Origin of the sequence: Paenibacillus gansuensis (assembly GCF_042684925.1) — a bacterium.
GTDB classification, from domain to species: domain Bacteria; phylum Bacillota; class Bacilli; order Paenibacillales; family DY6; genus Paenibacillus_N; species Paenibacillus_N gansuensis.
Genome location: NZ_JBHUME010000015.1, coordinates 84,385 through 100,432, shown reverse-complemented (window position 1 = coordinate 100,432; position 16,048 = coordinate 84,385). Strand labels below are relative to the sequence as shown.

At 54.3% G+C, this 16,048-nt stretch carries 9 protein-coding genes; 2 read left to right on the top strand and 7 right to left on the bottom strand.

From position 1 onward, the window contains the following. Positions 1-33 precede the first annotated feature (33 nt). The 5 genes from ACFSUF_RS21355 to ACFSUF_RS21335 all read right to left on the bottom strand — a co-directional run bounded on the left by ACFSUF_RS21355 (position 34) and on the right by ACFSUF_RS21335 (position 5,755). Complete coding sequence (locus tag ACFSUF_RS21355) at positions 34-1,404, bottom strand: MFS transporter (RefSeq protein WP_377606394.1); 1,371 nt, start codon at positions 1,402-1,404, stop codon at positions 34-36. 345 nt (positions 1,405-1,749) lie between these two features. After that, complete coding sequence (gene melA / locus ACFSUF_RS21350; RefSeq protein WP_377606392.1) at positions 1,750-3,258, bottom strand: alpha-glucosidase/alpha-galactosidase; 1,509 nt, start codon at positions 3,256-3,258, stop codon at positions 1,750-1,752. A gap of 130 nt (positions 3,259-3,388) precedes the next feature. Further along, the gene (locus ACFSUF_RS21345) at positions 3,389-4,285 is read right to left on the bottom strand and encodes an AraC family transcriptional regulator (protein WP_377606738.1); all 897 of its coding nucleotides are present in this window, start codon (positions 4,283-4,285) and stop codon (positions 3,389-3,391) included. 29 nt (positions 4,286-4,314) lie between these two features. Next, positions 4,315-4,749 carry an EamA family transporter gene (locus ACFSUF_RS21340; protein ID WP_377606390.1) on the bottom strand — a complete coding sequence of 145 codons (435 nt, stop codon included), beginning with the start codon at positions 4,747-4,749 and terminating at the stop codon, positions 4,315-4,317. Between the two features lie 202 nt (positions 4,750-4,951). Continuing rightward, positions 4,952-5,755 (bottom strand): alpha/beta hydrolase, encoded by an 804-nt coding sequence (locus ACFSUF_RS21335; RefSeq protein WP_377606388.1) that lies wholly within the window; start codon positions 5,753-5,755, stop codon positions 4,952-4,954. Between the two features lie 203 nt (positions 5,756-5,958). On the opposite strand from ACFSUF_RS21335, the gene ACFSUF_RS21330 reads away from it, so the two are divergent. Further along, positions 5,959-8,091, top strand: coding sequence for an alpha-galactosidase (locus tag ACFSUF_RS21330; RefSeq protein ID WP_377606386.1), 2,133 nt, complete (start codon positions 5,959-5,961; stop codon positions 8,089-8,091). Between the two features lie 12 nt (positions 8,092-8,103). Further along, positions 8,104-10,152: an alpha-galactosidase gene (locus ACFSUF_RS21325; RefSeq protein WP_377606385.1), complete on the top strand. Its 2,049-nt coding sequence runs from the start codon at positions 8,104-8,106 to the stop codon at positions 10,150-10,152. 151 nt (positions 10,153-10,303) lie between these two features. Here ACFSUF_RS21325 and ACFSUF_RS21320 read toward each other — a convergent pair whose 3' ends face one another. Both ACFSUF_RS21320 and ACFSUF_RS21315 read right to left on the bottom strand, forming a co-directional pair. Then, positions 10,304-10,837 (bottom strand): DUF1572 family protein, encoded by a 534-nt coding sequence (locus ACFSUF_RS21320; protein WP_377606383.1) that lies wholly within the window; start codon positions 10,835-10,837, stop codon positions 10,304-10,306. Positions 10,838-11,354: 517 nt separating this feature from the next. Further along, complete coding sequence (locus ACFSUF_RS21315) at positions 11,355-15,290, bottom strand: S-layer homology domain-containing protein (RefSeq protein WP_377606381.1); 3,936 nt, start codon at positions 15,288-15,290, stop codon at positions 11,355-11,357. Positions 15,291-16,048 lie beyond the last annotated feature (758 nt).

Genomic DNA, 16,048 nt, shown 5'->3' with positions numbered 1-16,048 from the left:
ACGAAAAGGTATCACAATTCACCACTAAACAACTTAATCAAACTTACGGATGGCTGGGGAACAAAGCGCAGCGATCACGATAACCAGTACTAAGCCCGCCATGATGCCCACTGCTGCCACCCCGCCTATGGAATCCGCCACCCCTCCCACCAGCAGGTAGCCGAGCGGCATGAGCGCGAACGAACCCAGCAGATCGATGCTGGCCACGCGGCCGAATGCCTCTTCCGGAACTAGCTCCTGCAGGCTGGTTTCCCAGATCAAGGCGAAGATCATGATCCCGAACCCCTCTACGAACATCAGGGCCAGCAACCCCGGTGCCCACGAGACAAAAGACAGCATCAGCATCGCCAAAGCACTAAGGAACACGCCTCCGTAAGCAAGCAGTCCCCGGCGGTGCCAGTTTCTTTTGGACCCAAAAAGAAAGGCTGCCGTAACTCCCCCGACCCCCGAACAGGTGACAGCCAATCCGTACATATAGGAAGGAAGCTGATAATGAACCTGAAAAAGCCACGGAACGAGCACCGAAATGACCCCGCTGTAAAAAATATTCACCAAGGCAAAAGCGGCAATCGTAATCCAGAGCCACGGATTTTGGCGGAGGATGTGAAGGCCCTCGAGGAAATCTTTTTTGAAATTGGGCTTATCGGCGGCGCCGGATGGGGTTAGCTGGTTGGTTCCGATTTCTTTTAGCTGCCACAAACAAATTAGGGAGAGCAAGTAGGTAACTGCATCCAGTCCGAAGCCTAAGCCTCCCGAAACGGAATAGGCCAAGGTGCCTCCCAGCGTTGGTCCCAGCAGCCGCACCCCTTGGTGGGTGAGTTGCGTCAGCGCGTTCGCCGCATTACGAATGTCGGGTGTGAAAATTCGGGCCCGCATCGCGGAATAAGCCGGCTGGAACACGCCCTCCATCAGTCCGTATACGGCCATGAGCGGATATAGCACGGGCATCGTAAGGCGCTCCGTCAGCAGCAGCCCCATCAGTGCCAACATCAGCAGGAATCGGACGGCGTCGGCAGCCAGCATGACGTTGACCCGGTTCATGCGGTCCACAACCAGCCCCGCAAAAGGCAGCGCCAGCACATAAGGTGCCATGTATACGGCCATGACCGTTCCCATCGCTACTGTAGACCCCGTCATCGCGTAGACAACGATCGGCAAAATCACCATACTGACCGAGCTTCCCAGTGCAGAAAGCAACTGACCCAGCCAGAGGCTGCGGAATGCTTTGGACTTACGGAGCGGCTGCAGGAGGTTGCCCAAATAACCGGATGCTGCCGTGGTGTAAGCAGTGTTATCTGCGTTAGACGCGTCCCCTGTTCTGGAATGGCTAGTTTCATTCTCTCCGTGACCTTCCGGATGAAGATCATGTTCATGTTCTCGAGTTGCTGCCCTGTTGTCATCCATTTGTCTTAACACCTTGCTTTCCTTCAAAAAACGGCGATGTCGCCGATGGTTTTCTATCATTTATACGTTAAAATCCACTCTACCCGTCATGTATCCATCGGTCAATAATAAAGTCTGAATATAGGAAAGTAATCAATGTTTGCGTGGGGCAGTAAAAGCAGAGCAGCATGCGCAGTTGTGGGTAGGTTTTGCCATCCTTGGGTTGGCGTTCAGTGTATGTTGGGTAGTTTTTACCCTCCTTAGTCGGCATACGGGGGATGGTGAGTAGTTTTTACTCTCCTTGGGCGGCGCTCGGCTATGTGGGTGCACGCAAAAAACGCCACCCGCAGGTGGCGTTCTTGTATGTTAGTGCGCCGCGGCCGGGCGCTCCATGGCCTTGTCGGCTTCGCCGGCGTTGCGATTCGCTTCCTCGCGGTTCTGCTGCATTTCCTCCACGGTCTTCACCTTCAGGCGCGCCGCGCCCTGGTACCCATCCCGTGTCGGAACCAGCGGACCCTCGGCCAGCCGCTTCTTCGCCGCGGCAATGGCTTCGCCATACTGCGGCAGCCAGGCTTCCTGCGCCACGAGCATTTCGTCGGCCATCTGCCACACTTCCTTCGGGTTGCAGACCGCACCGACCAGCGGGTCCAGCAGCATAGCCTGGCGCAGCAGGCGGTCATCCCCGTGGATGGCCGCTTCCACCGCCAGCCGCTGGACTGAAATGCTCACGTTGCAGACCGCGGCACAGCCGAGCGGCAGTTCGCCGACCTTCGGCATGTTGATGCCGTTGCGGTCCACATACCCCGGTGCCTCGATAATCGCATCATCCGGCAAATTCGAGATTACCCCGTTGTTCACCACGTTAAAGTGACCCCGGTACACTCGGCCCGTCTCCAGCCCCTCGATAATATAAGAGCCGTGCTCCTGTCCCCGCGCTTCCGGTTTATACTCCATCGCGGGCTCCTTCATCCAGTTCGGGAAGTCCGTTTCGAACCAGTTCCGGCCTTCCGTACATACCCGCAGATAACCTCCGGTCTCCCCGTTAATCCATGAGCCAAGGTCGATCCAGTCCATAATCTCATCCGCGCGCTTTCGGTACCAAGGCAGATACTCGCTGAGATGACCATTCGATTCCGTGCTGTAATAACCGAACCGGCGCAGCATGTCGATACGCACTTTCTCCGTCTTGGAAAACTCCGGATGGTTCTCAAACGCCTCCAACAGCTTCCCTGTCATATCCTCGCCCTTATGCTTCACTTGAACATACCAGGTTTGGTGGTTGATGCCCGCACAAATGATATCCACTTCCTTCTGCTCCAACCCCAGCGCCTCGGCGATTTGGCGATGGCCGCCCTGCACCCCGTGGCACAAGCCGATCGTCCGCACGCCGCCGTACTTGTTGCATGCCCAAGTCAGCATGGCCATTGGATTCGCATAGTTCAGCATCAAAGCATTGGGCTCGGCCACCTCGCGGATATCCTTACAAATATCCATCATCGCCGCAATGCCCCTCTGCCCGTACATGATGCCGCCGGCACACAACGTATCGCCCACACACTGGTCCACTCCGTACTTCAACGGGATGTCGACATCCGTCCGGAACGCCTCAAGCCCGCCGATCCGCACCACTACAAATACGTAACGCGCTCCTTCCAGCGCCGCCCGCCGGTTTAAAGTAGATTGAATTTCGATATTCAGTCCGTTCTCGTTGATATCCCTTTGGCAAAGCTGGGTCACCATATCTAAGTTATGCTCATTAATATCCGTAAAAGCGACATCGATATCCCGGAACTCCGGCACTGACAGCAAGTCCTTCAGCAGCCCCCGGGTAAACCCGATGCTGCCCGCACCGATAAAGGTAACTTTAAACGACATATAAAAACGCCTCCTCTTCATCCACTCCAAATCTGAATCTAACCAGATTGTATCAGGGACTATTGAGGAAGCGTTATCAAAATCATAACCGCGTTCATGACCAAATGTATAAAATTCTAACTTTCCTTTACTACAGATCCACCGATGGAACAGGGTGAACGAACGTTTCCAAGGATTTGCGGAAGTGTGCCGGCGGCTGTCCGAACTTCTTTTTGAACAAGGAACTGAAATACTCCCTGCTGCTGATGCCGATATATTCCGGAATCTCGTTCACCGGCAGGTCGGTGTGGGTAAGCAGCATTTGCGCTTTATCCATCCGGATCCCGTTAAGATAATCCATGATCGTACAGCCGACACGTTCCCGAAAAATTCGCTGCAAATAATTCGGATGCAGGCTTACTTCCGCTGCGGCATCTTTGACGTGAAGAGGACGGTCGTAATTTTGATGAAGATATTTGATACATTTTCGGATGTAGACGTCGTAAGGCTTCTCCTCCGCCTTTGCCTCCCGGGCCAGCCGTGCAATTCTCACAAGCGCCTGATGCATAAGCAGCTGGGTCATCCATTCCCCGTCTTCCCGTTTCTCGTCCAGTTCCAGCACCAGGCTTTTCAGGCATTGATATACCTCGTTGGAATCGCGGACGGCCACATAAGGGGGAGCCGCCTGAAACAGCGCAGCGACGGCAGCATCCCCGCGGTACAGGTCAGCCAGTGTGGAGAACCCGCCGCCCGAGCGCTCCGCAAACAAGAACTCGACATTCAGCATCCGGCAAGGATAGGCCGTTTCCACTACAAGCGAATGGCGGACGCCGGAGTCGAGCAGAATGAGGTCGCCTTTTTTCATGTGCAGCACTTCATTGTCGGTTCCAATCGTACAGCGCCCGGAGATGACATACATAATTTCCACAGCCTTGTGCGTATGCGGCAGCATATCGAACCCGTTCCACTGCTTGTAATAATACGCCACAATTTTCGGTTGATAGCTGCCGGAGCGCAGCGACTCGTCATACAAACTAAGCGGTTCCATCCCCAAGAAGAACCCTCCCTGCAACTTACTTACGTTAAGGCGATCATGATCGCACCCGCCACCATCAGCGCGGCTCCCAACAGGCCCCAAGCCGATATCCGCTCTCCGAGAAAGACAAAGGCCAGCCCGATGGCAAACACTACACTGAGCCGGTCCACCGGTACGATCTGGCTGACTTTGCCGTTTTGCACGGCCAAAAAGTAAAAAATCCAGGATACCGCGCCCGCGATTCCGCTTAGGGCTACGTAGGTCAGCGCTTTTTTGTTCGCCAGAAGGCCCGGGACCATGCCCAGTTTCCCCTGCACCGCAATCACGCCGATCAAAAACACAGCCATAATAACACCGCGCACCGCCGTTGCTACGTTGGAGTCCAGCTGCTGAAGCCCGATTTTGCCGAAAATAGCTACCAACGCCCCTGTGACCGCCGATAACAATGCATAAATGAGCCATAAATAAGAAGTCATTCTATCACCGCTTTCCGAAAAATGCCTCACCCAGGATATTATTTCCTGAATTCTTTGCGGTAAATCAACCCCGGCTTGACGATCACGGAAATCTGCCGGGCACTAGGCAGCGGGGAGCTAGACGGACTTGTGCAAAAGTTAGGGCGGCGGTGTTGAAGACAGTAGAATTGAGTTGAAGCCGCAAAAGCATGCTGCCGTAAGATCAAAACCCGTTCGCCTTCAGCCACTCCGCACAAACGGCGGTCCATGTACCGACGTGGGCGTCCTCCTCGGCAAGACCGAGTCCATGCCGGCCATGCCGGTATACATGCAGGTCGAACGGTACGTTGTGGCGGCTGAGCGCCTCCGCGAACATGAGGCTGTTCTGCACCGGCACGCCCTCGTCGTCGGCGGTGTGCCATAGAAACGCCGGCGGCGTATGCCCGTTAACCCGGTTCTCCAGGGAGAAAAGCTCAGCCAGCTCTGCGGCGTCGGTGTGCCCGGCGAGCAGGTTATCCCGCGAGCCGTGGTGTCCGTGCGGCCCGAAGGATATGACCGGGTAGCACAGTACCATCAGGTCCGGCCGGGCATCCAGCCGGTCCGTGTCGTCGGCTGCCGGACGTCCGGTGTAGCGGATGTCCGGCAGCGTTCCTGCCGAGGCTGCCAGATGGCCGCCGGCCGAGAAGCCCAGGACGCCGACCCGGTGAGGGTCGACGTTCCAGTCTTGCGCCTTGCTGCGCACAAGGCGCATGGCGCGCTGCACGTCCATCAGCGGACATGGATGGTGGTAACCATCCTCCGCTGTGCGGTAGTGCAGCACGAAGGCCGATATCCCAATGGAGTTCAGCCATTGGGCTACCGGCTCCCCTTCGTGGTACGCTTTCAGCCAGTACCCGCCGCCGGGGCAGACCACTACCGCTGCCGCGGGGGCGTCCGATTCGACCAGATACGCTGTCATCGACGGCTGGTCGGCAGGTTGATCGCCCTTGGCCAGCGGGGCTCCTTCAGGCCACAACACAACGTTCATGCTCATCACCCATTCGTTTTTCTTTCATTCTAGCCTGAGCGGCAGCCTAGTACAAGATCAAAATCGATAGGTTCAACGGGTACGATTCCGCCTTTTAGCATATTCACATCCCTCTCTCATTTCCCACATATTCGGCTATAAATCTGCACTTTCAGTTATGGCGGCGCCCCCGCTTCCTTCCTATAATGAGATCAACTCCAGGCATGATGAAAGGAAGTGATCCCATTCTCCCCCTGCGAACACAATGGTGGCCATATACTGTACTCGGCGTTTTACTCCTATCGGCGGCTGTGCTGCTGTGGTTCCCTTTTTATGCACAAAAAGATACTCACAATGGCAAAGTAACCTATTCGCTTCACGGATCAGTAGTGCAGCTGTCCAACGGATTGGCTGAAGTGGAATATGACCTTGCCAAGGGAACTTATCTTTTCCGGACCGGGGGGATCCTGCGTTTTAGCGGAGCCGCCGCTTCCGTGACGGTGTCCGACGGGACTCAATTGAAGACGACCGGCTCTTCTCACAAGCGTTCTCTGCTTCAGAAAACACCGCTCCGGCTCCAAAACGGCTTCGGACGGGGACTTCAAGTCCAAGTGCTGCATGAATCTGCCGCGGGGCTTCAGATGCTTCTGATGTTAACGCTGTATGAGAATTCTCCTGGATTTCAAGTTCAAACGCAGCTTACCCGCAAAGACCGTAAACCGGCCGCCAGCCAATACATAGCTCCGCTAGTGCTGTCCCGCGGCCTTTCTCTTCCGGAGGGTCCGGGTATGGACGGACGGATTCTAAATGTTCCTTATGATAATGACGCGTTTATCAGATACGAATCGAATCCGCTGGGCGGAGGGGGAACCAGCTATGAAGTGACGGCGGTATATGATAACACGAGCCGGAACGGCCTGGTTCTAGGTTCGATCACGCACGACACATGGAAAACGGGCATCGATTACCGCGGTAAGGATAACCGCCTTACGGAGCTCACCGTTTACGGCGGCGCGTCCTCCTCCGTCACGCACGACGCTTTACCCCACGGGATGGTGACCGGAACGGAAATTCGTTCCCCGCTCCTGTGGGTCAGCTACGATGCTGATTATCGCGACGGCCTGGAGGCCTATGGGAGGGCGAATGCCGTCATCGCCCCGAAGCTCCTGTGGACATCGGGCGTCCCGTTCGGGTGGAACAGCTGGTCTGCTTACCGGGAACAGCTGACCGCCGAAGGCGTTTTGCAGGCTTCTCAGTTCCTTCATGACGAGCTTCAGCCACATACTTTTACGAATGAAGAGCAAGTGTACATTAACATGGACTCTTATTGGGATAACTTATCCGAGGATCAGCTTGTTTCGGTGTTTGACACGATCCGTGCCAACGGCCAAAAGCCGGGAATGTACTGGACGCCGTTTACTTTTTGGGGGACGGATTTCGACCGCGTCGTTGAAGGAACCGATGGAAAGTACCGGTATACGGAACTTCTTCTCAAAGATCCCGAAGGGAAAGTACTGCCTCCCGTGGATAACGGGTATGCGCTCGACCCCTCCCATCCCGGGACGATAGCCAGAATGGAGTGGATGCTGAGCCGGTTCCTGGACTGGGGGATCGCTTATGTAAAATTGGATTTCCTGACCCACGGAGCGATGGAAGGCGTCCACTACGACCCGGCAGTCCAAACCGGAACCCAAGCTTACAATCTGGGCATGCGGTATATCTCGGAGCGCATCGGTTCCAAAATGTTCATCAGCCAAGCCATCTCTCCTCTGTTTCCCGGCCAGTACGCACACGCCAGACGGATTTCCTGCGATGCGTTCTCTTCGATGTACGACACCGAATATATGCTGAACTCGGTATCGTACGGCTGGTGGTTGAACGGGACCGTCTATACGTTCAACGATCCGGACCATATGAAGCTGACCGGCGGCACACTCGAAGAAGCCCGCTCCCGGGTAACTTCGGCGGTCATTGCCGGGACTGTGTTTTTGAACGGCGATGATTTTCTGGACCCTGAAGCCCAAAAGCGCGCCAAACTTCTTTTAACCAACCCTGCCATAAACGAGCTCGCTAAATCGGGCCTGTCTTTCCGCCCGGTCGAGGGAAATACAGGTTCCAAAGCTCCAGCTTGGTTTCAGCTGCACACGCCTGACGGGAGCCGGTATGCCGCTGTATTTAATTATCAGAACAGCACGCAGCAGCTTGAGATACCTCTGGAGCGGCTAGGCCTTGATAAGGGCCATACTTATACAGCGGTCAATCTTTGGACGGGTGAGAAACTCACTGTAAATGCTGACCGCCTTGTAATTACGCTCGAATCTTTTGATGCCGGTTTACTTCAAATCCATGAACGCTAAGGAGTCGATCCCATGCTGAAATCCCAACAAACCCGCTGCACCTACGATCCCGCGAAAGCTTCTTTGACTAATGGAGTCATTCAAATCGATTTTGACAATGAAAAAAACACCTGGACCGCCTCATGGCAAGGAGAGCCGCGCCTGATGCAGGCCGGTTTCGCTTTTGAGGCCAACGGCGAACGGTGGAATCATACGCAGGCCGAGCAGCAACCGGAAGCTCAGCCTGCCGTGCAGCAGACTGCCGATGATGTGTATGGGGAAGGAATCCGTTGTACTGTAACCTACTCGTATGCAAATGGGCTCAACGCGGCGATGGAGTGGTCCCTTTACGATAACCTGCCTTATTTTTTTCTGCAGCTGAGCGTTAGCAGCCCGGATGGGGTTTCCACCCGTTACCTGGCCCCGCTTGTTCTGAATTCATCGGATGGAGCCCGCTTCGGCATGAAACTGGAACGAACGGCCAAAGCCCTATATATACCATACGATAACGATATGTACGAAACGTACGGCACTTACACCATTGCTGCCGCCAGGGAAAGCAGTGAGGCCGGCGGGATAATAGACCCTTTGAACGGCCCCGGCCTGATCCTTGGCTCCGTGACCCATGACGTGTGGAAAAGCGGGGTTGCCATTGAGGGAATGAATAATGAGCTGAGGCATCTATCGTTGTTTTCCGGCATGGCATCCGTCACCACCCGGGATACGCAGCCGCATGGATTGCTGCAGGGGGAGTCAGTCGCTTCCGCACGCATGTTTGTCGGCTTCTTTGAGGATTACCGGGACGGGCTGGAAGCTTATGGTGCCGCAAATGCGGCTGTGGTTCCCGCTTTGCCCTGGAACGAGGGGGTTCCGTTCGGCTGGAACAGCTGGGCGGCGGTGGGCACGAAGCTGGATTACGAGGTGTATACCGGAGCCTCGGACTTCCTCAAGGAGCAGCTGCAACCGCATGGATACGGGGCCGGGTCTGAAGTGTATATCAATTTCGATGCGTTCTGGAGCAATTTATCGAAAGAAGAATTGTCCGAAGCCGTCCGTCATGTGAAAAGCAACGGGCAGAAGCCGGGCATTTACTGGACTCCGTTCTCGTATTGGTGGAGAGATTTGGATCGGGTGCTGACGAGTGGCACGGAAACCTGGACGGTCCGGGACATTCTGTTAAAAGGCGAGGACGGTGAGCCGCTCCCTCCTATCGACGGAGGCATCCCTATGGATGCGACCCATCCGTATGTTCTGGGCGAAATTGACCGGATGATGGACCAGTTTGCCGAATGGGGCTTCGACTATGTGAAACTGGATTTCCTGACGCACGGGGCGCAAGAGGGGGTACGTTTCGACAAGTCCGTTCCGACCGGTACGGCTGCTTATAACGCCGCCATGAAACGTATGGCCGACAGGATCTCGCCGGAGCGGATCGGCAGGCCGTTTTTTATTAATTTGTCGATTGCCCCTCTCTTTCCTTACTGCTTTGCCCACAGCCGCCGCATTTCCTGCGATGCTTTCGGGCATATCGACGACACCGCGTATATGCTGAACTCGCTGACATACGGCTGGTGGATCAACGATAACCTGTACCGCTTTAACGATCCGGACCATACCGTGCTGTACGAAAGCTTTAACGCAGGCCCTTCTTCCGAAGAGGAGGCGTTCTCCCGGTACTTGGCCTCTGTGATTACCGGTACCGTGATGATGGCCGGTGACGATTTCCGCAAGCCGGAGGCCCGGGACCGAGCCGCCCGCCTGCTCACGAATCCGCTGCTGAACGACATCGCCGCCAAAGGCCGCTCCTTCCGTCCGCTCCTGACGGATGCCGGCGAGGGTGCCAGCGACATGTTCATGCTAATGGAGTCCGATGGCAGCATGTACCTAGCTGTTTTCAACTACTCCGCTGTAAACGCCGCAGTGAAAGTGCTGCCGGTTTCAACGTTAGGGCTCACGGAAGGAGCTGCTTATACGCTGCAGGATCTAGTCTCCGGTACAGTGGACTCTCTGTCCGCCGACTACCAAATTATACTGAGGCCGGCCGAATCGCGAATTTTTCATATCCGTACCGCCGGTTTATGAGTTTTAGTGTTTGCGATGTCTTCGCGATATCTTAGTAAATCTGTACCAATAAACGTAATACTGCCTTTTAGCTTAACGAGGCTGCCGTTTTATTCGCGGCAGCCTCGTTAAGTTTTTATTTAACTATGTATCTCGTTAATTGAATGAATGATCAATGATATTGTCCAGTTATGTGTTCATTTGAATCTTTTAATAGTTTGGAGAGTAATACAATTTGCCCTGCATGGTATCCGTAGTGAGCCGCAACTTGAACAAGAAGTCGGCTGATTACTCTCACTTCATAGGTCTCATTTTCTAAAGCGTTAACCCGAAGCATTCTGTTCCAATCCTCCAAGTCATACCGAATGATGACTTCCCTTTTTAAATCCTCCTCGGACAAAACGGATAATATACTTTCCGATTCGGACCGTGTCCTCAAAAGAAGATTACTCAATTCATCTTTCGATATGCCGCCATCCGTATTAAATTCTCGAGAGCGTTCCCGAATGAAAGGTTTGTTTCCGATTGCACTTATGAAATTCTGATACTCGTTTCCTGCTAAATGTAAGCATAGGTTACCAATGCTGTTCATGGAATCCTTCATTTTTTTCCAAATCAAATCATCTTCCAGTTGGTTTAAGCTCTTAGTGATTCGATCAAGCTGTTTGTTCATGTCTTCGAGTACGTTCTTTGTCAGGTCTAGCACGACATTTCCCCTCTGCCATTTATTTCATAAAAATGTACATATCATTTTTATAATAATTCACTTAATTCGGAGTGTTTACCTTTAACTAATCTGCCTGTTAGCATTCCTGTAGAGCGTTAAATTTCCGCTTTGCAAAAAAACGAGCGCCTCGGTACGATGGAAATACGCAACGAGTCATAGCCCTAAAAATTCCATCGTCCAGGAGGACGCTGGCGTTATTCCAGGCTTCAAAATATTCATCGCTGGTTTGATAGCGATTTCCTTTCACAATATTGATAGCTTTTAATGCAATATAATAAAGTTTTTCACCTGCTTCTCACACCCCTTCCCCCAAATAGCTAAATGGAGTAGCCCCCATAACTATGGCTCCTTATTACTCTATTTATCCAAAGAACATTCTAAACGAAAAAAACGAGGTGTCTCTATAGTGAGATCACCTCGTTTTATGCCGATCGAGTAGTGTTATCCTCATCAATACGAAATAGCCCATCAAATTGGAGAGCCTTCGCGTTCGGTCCTAGATCAAATCCGACTTGATCAGCAAATTCCGAATCATTATGGCCACCTCTGCCCGAGTGATATGAGCTTTGGGATCCACAACCTTGCCGTATTTACCGGATACAATGCCTGCAAGCACCGTGCTGGATACGCTATCCTTTGCCCATACGGAGACATGATTCGCGTCGGCGAAATCATTGAGCATTACCGAGGCATCCTGCACTTGCATCTTGCCCTGTAGACCGCTGATCTTCATAGCTTTGGCGATGATGACCATCGCCTGTTCACGCGTGATCTTGTCATTCGGACGGAATGTCCCGTCCTCAAAGCCGTCGATCAGCTTATACGCCGAAGCCGTTTGCACGGCGGCACTGAACCAATCATCTAACTGTACATCGGTGAAAGGTGCCTTGCCGGTATCCAGCCTCAACCCCAGGCCGCGTACCATAATCGCTGCAAATTCCGCTCGAGTCATGTCCTGGTTTGGCTTGAAGGTTCCGTCTTGAAACCCTTTCACTACCATCCTTGATCCCATGTCGTTTATCGCTTGCTTCGCCCAATGCTTCGCGACATCGGAGAATTCTAGCGGATGCCACACAACCGTATAAGTGCTGTTCGTCAGACTGTTGATCTTGGCATAATATTTACCGTCAATCAGTATAATCTTGGTCGGCACGTGGCGAACCATGCCATCCGGATCAACGACGACGCCAGTCGTGATCCGTTTAGGATCGACGCCGTCCGGGATGGCGATCGTCCGTTCCACATACGCATTGAAGCTTCTAACCTCCACTGTTTTTTCGCCATAGGTTGCGCTCACAGTGAACTCCAATGCGGGCACGACCAGTGTAAAGTTACCGCTCGACGCCGCATCTCCGACAACCTTTACGGTTTTCGTTTTCGACTTTGCTATTTGGAGCTTAATTTTTATATCCTGCAGTTCGGCATTGCTGCCTATCTGCGAAGTAATAGCATCTATGTTGATTAGCTTCGCCGGCAATGTATAGCTCGCATTTAATGTACGGATTTCCACTGTTGCCTGCTTATTCTCCATACTCTTGACCATTCGGCCGTTTAGTTCACCGGCTACCACATCCGTCTCCATGTTTACCGGAATTGTGATGAGAGTGCCGCTTCCCTCTGCTACTAGACGCTGCTCCAGCTTTTTCTCATCGACGGCAATCGTCGTGACAGTTTGGCCGTCCTGCTGACTAATTGTCGCCGTACCGGCGTTCTCGACTTTGCCGTTCACCAGGACATACACACCAGTTGTAGCCGAGGATTGAGTCGTGGAGTTCGCCAACGCGTTCACCGTTACCTTCGCCGCCGAACTGGTCGCCGCGGCCGTCTGCGTGCCGGTCATGCTTGTGTCCGTGTTGGTTACCACCGCGTAGTAATACGTTGTTCCAGGCGCAGCCGTCGGCGCACTGAATGTCGAGCCTTCCTCACCTGCGATCAACGTGCCGCCCGTCGTGCTGTTCGTCGTGTTGCGGTACCACTGGTAGCTTATCGTGCCGCTAGCTGTGGCCACTACCGTCAGGTTTGCCGAGCCGCCCTCGTTCACGGTCCGGTCCGCCGGCTGCGTCGTGATGCTCGGCGCTGCCGCATGCGTCAACGCGTTCACCGTTACCTTCGCCACCGAACTGGTCGCCGCGGCCGTCTGCGTGCCGGTCATGCTTGTGTCCGTGTTGGTTACCACCGCGTAGTAATACGTTGTTCCAGGCGCAGCCGTCGGCGCACTGAATGTCGAGCCTTCCTCACCTGCGATCAACGTGCCGCCTGTCGTGCTGTTCGTCGTGTTGCGGTACCACTGGTAGCTTACCGTGCCGCTGGCTGTCGCCGCCACCGTCAGGTTCGCCGAGCCGCCCACGTTCACGGTCCGGTCCGCCGGCTGCGTCGTGATGCTCGGCGCTGCCGCATGCGTCAACGCGTTCACCGTTACCTTCGCCGCTGAACTGGTCGCCGCGGCCGTCTGCGTGCCGGTCATGCTTGTATCCGTGTTGGTCACCACGGCGTAGTAATACGTTGTTCCAGGCGCAGCGGTAGCCGCGCTGAATGTCGAGCCTTCCTCACCTGCGATCAGCGTACCGCCTGTCGTGCTGTTCGTCGTGTTGCGGTACCACTGGTAGCTCACTGTGCCGCTAGCTGTCGCCGCCACCGTCAAGTTCGCCGAGCCGCCCTCGTTCACGGTCCGGTCCGTCGGCTGCGTCGTGATGCTCGGCGCCGCCGCATGCGTCAACGCGTTCACCGTTACCTTCGCCGCTGAACTGGTCGCCGCGGCCGTCTGCGTGCCGGTCATGCTTGTATCCGTGTTGGTCACCACGGCGTAGTAATACGTTGTTCCAGGCGCAGCGGTCGGCGCGCTGAATGCCGAGCCTTCCTCACCTGCGATCAACGTGCCGCCCGTCGTGCTGTTCGTCGTGTTGCGGTACCACTGGTAGCTTATCGTGCCGCTAGCTGTGGCCACTACCGTCAGGTTTGCCGAGCCGCCCACGTTCACGGTCCGATCCGACGGCTGCGTCATGATGCTCGGTGCCGCCGCATGCGTCAACGCGTTCACCGTTACCTTCGCCACCGAACTGGTCGCCGCGGCCGTCTGCGTGCCGGTCATGCTTGTGTCCGTGTTGGTTACCACGGTGTAGTAATACGTTGTTCCAGGCGCAGCGGTCGGCGCGCTGAATGCCGGGCCTTCCTCACCTGCGATCAGCGTACCGCCTGTCGTGCTGTTCGTCGTGTTGCGGTACCACTGGTAGCTCACTGTGCCGCTGGCTGTCGCCGCCACTGTCAGGTTCGCCGAGCCGCCCTCGTTTACGGTCCGGTCCGCCGGCTGCGTCGTGATGCTCGGCGCCGCCGCATGCGTCAACGCGTTCACCGTGACCTTCGCCGTTGAACTGATCGCCGCGGCCGTCTGCGTGCCGGTCATGCTTGTATCCGTGTTGGTCACCACGGCGTAGTAATACGTTGTTCCAGGCGCAGCGGTCGGCGCGTTGAATGCCGGGCCTTCCTCACCTGCGATCAGCGTACCGCCTGTCGTGCTGTTCGTCGTGTTGCGGTACCACTGGTAGCTCACTGTGCCGCTGGCTGTCGCCGCCACCGTCAAGTTCGCCGAGCCGCCCTCGTTCACGGTCCGGTCCGCCGGCTGCGTCGTGATGCTCGGCGCCGCCGCATGCGTCAACGCGTTCACCGTGACCTTCGCCACCGAACTGGTCGCCGCGGCCGTCTGCGTGCCGGTCATGCTTGTATCCGTGTTGGTTACCACCGCGTAGTAATACGTTGTTCCAAACGCAGCGGTCGGCGCGCTGAATGCCGGGCCTTCCTCACCTGCGATCAGCGTACCGCCTGTCGTGCTGTTCGTCGTGTTGCGGTACCACTGGTAGCTCACTGTGCCGCTGGCTGTCGCCGCCACCGCCAGATTCGCCGAGCTGCCCACGTTCACGGTCCGGTCCGACGGCTGCGTCGTAATGCTCGGTGCCGCCGCATTCGTCAGCGCGTTCACCGTGATAACCGATGTTCCATATTTACTATTATCTGCCGTTGAAGCAGCCGTAATCGTGTAATTGCCTGGGGCAGCGGCCGCCGCGACCGTCACTTTTCCAGTACTATCGACGGAGACCTTATTCGTTCCATCGCTACTCGTCCAGTTAACCGTTTGCGCTGCTCCTCCCGATACATTGACCGATGCAGTCAACTGTTGACTACCACCCTGCAACAGGGATGCTGAACTGGGAGTCACGCTTACACTATTCACCATAGGAATTACCGGATCGCCGATCTCGATATTATTGAGTCCAATCCACATTTCATTACCGACCTGCGGGGTAATTCTCACTTCATCAACATTTTGAAAAATGGAGGCTGTTAATCCGCTTGCACTATCGAACGTGTTTTCCCAGCCATTCAAGGTCGTATTTAAAGCAACAGAACCTAAAGATACGTCGTTATTGTAACCGGTCACTGTAATTGGTTCACCGCCGCTGTCGACGACAAAGAAGGACTTTAGGCTAAAGTTTTCATTCGGATTCAGGCTCTTTATCGTTATTAGAGTCTGTGTAAGGCTCCCCTGATAGCCCCATGTCACCACTGAACGGGGGGGGGTACCGGGGTACGGTGTCTCATAACTTGAAACATATCTGTCCCCACTGATCAACTGAATCGTTAACCCTGGTATATCAACCGATCCCCCCTGGCCATCCGTAACGGTGTCCCCTGAGATATCAGTGCCATTCGTGAATATTAGCTTTGTTGTACTCGCATACGTGATGTCCTGTAACCACCACGCCGAACCATTTCCCAGTGCTAGAAGCGTCATGCAAATAAACACGACTGATATTTTTCTCATCAAACTAAGCATGTGTTTCTTTCTCCCCCCAATTTCAAAATATTCCCGAAAAAGCCATTGATTCTAATACATGTAGTATATCGGCATTCTTTCCTTCTGCGGTTAATTGATAAATAATAAATATATTCGGCAAATATGAGCTGCCGCGGGTCTCTGGGAGAAATTCCACGACGTAAACCATTGCCGTTTGCAGAAGCTGCAAATCACGAAAGCAAACAGAACAACAAAATGATACAAGAAAATCAAATTTTTTAGTGACTGTAATAAAACAAAGGGTAGGTTTGTTAGTACACAAAAATAAGCTTGTATCATTCTAAGATATAGAAAATAAAATTTTGTTAGTAAGTATTGATACAAATAAAGACCGCTTGAAC

Coding starts and splice junctions, on each gene's coding strand:
- ACFSUF_RS21355 (WP_377606394.1), bottom strand. CDS start 1,404: ATGGATGACAACAGGGCAGCAACTCGAGAACATGAACATGATCTTCAT.
- melA (WP_377606392.1), bottom strand. CDS start 3,258: ATGTCGTTTAAAGTTACCTTTATCGGTGCGGGCAGCATCGGGTTTACC.
- ACFSUF_RS21345 (WP_377606738.1), bottom strand. CDS start 4,285: ATGGAACCGCTTAGTTTGTATGACGAGTCGCTGCGCTCCGGCAGCTAT.
- ACFSUF_RS21340 (WP_377606390.1), bottom strand. CDS start 4,749: ATGACTTCTTATTTATGGCTCATTTATGCATTGTTATCGGCGGTCACA.
- ACFSUF_RS21335 (WP_377606388.1), bottom strand. CDS start 5,755: ATGAACGTTGTGTTGTGGCCTGAAGGAGCCCCGCTGGCCAAGGGCGAT.
- ACFSUF_RS21330 (WP_377606386.1), top strand. CDS start 5,959: ATGATGAAAGGAAGTGATCCCATTCTCCCCCTGCGAACACAATGGTGG.
- ACFSUF_RS21325 (WP_377606385.1), top strand. CDS start 8,104: ATGCTGAAATCCCAACAAACCCGCTGCACCTACGATCCCGCGAAAGCT.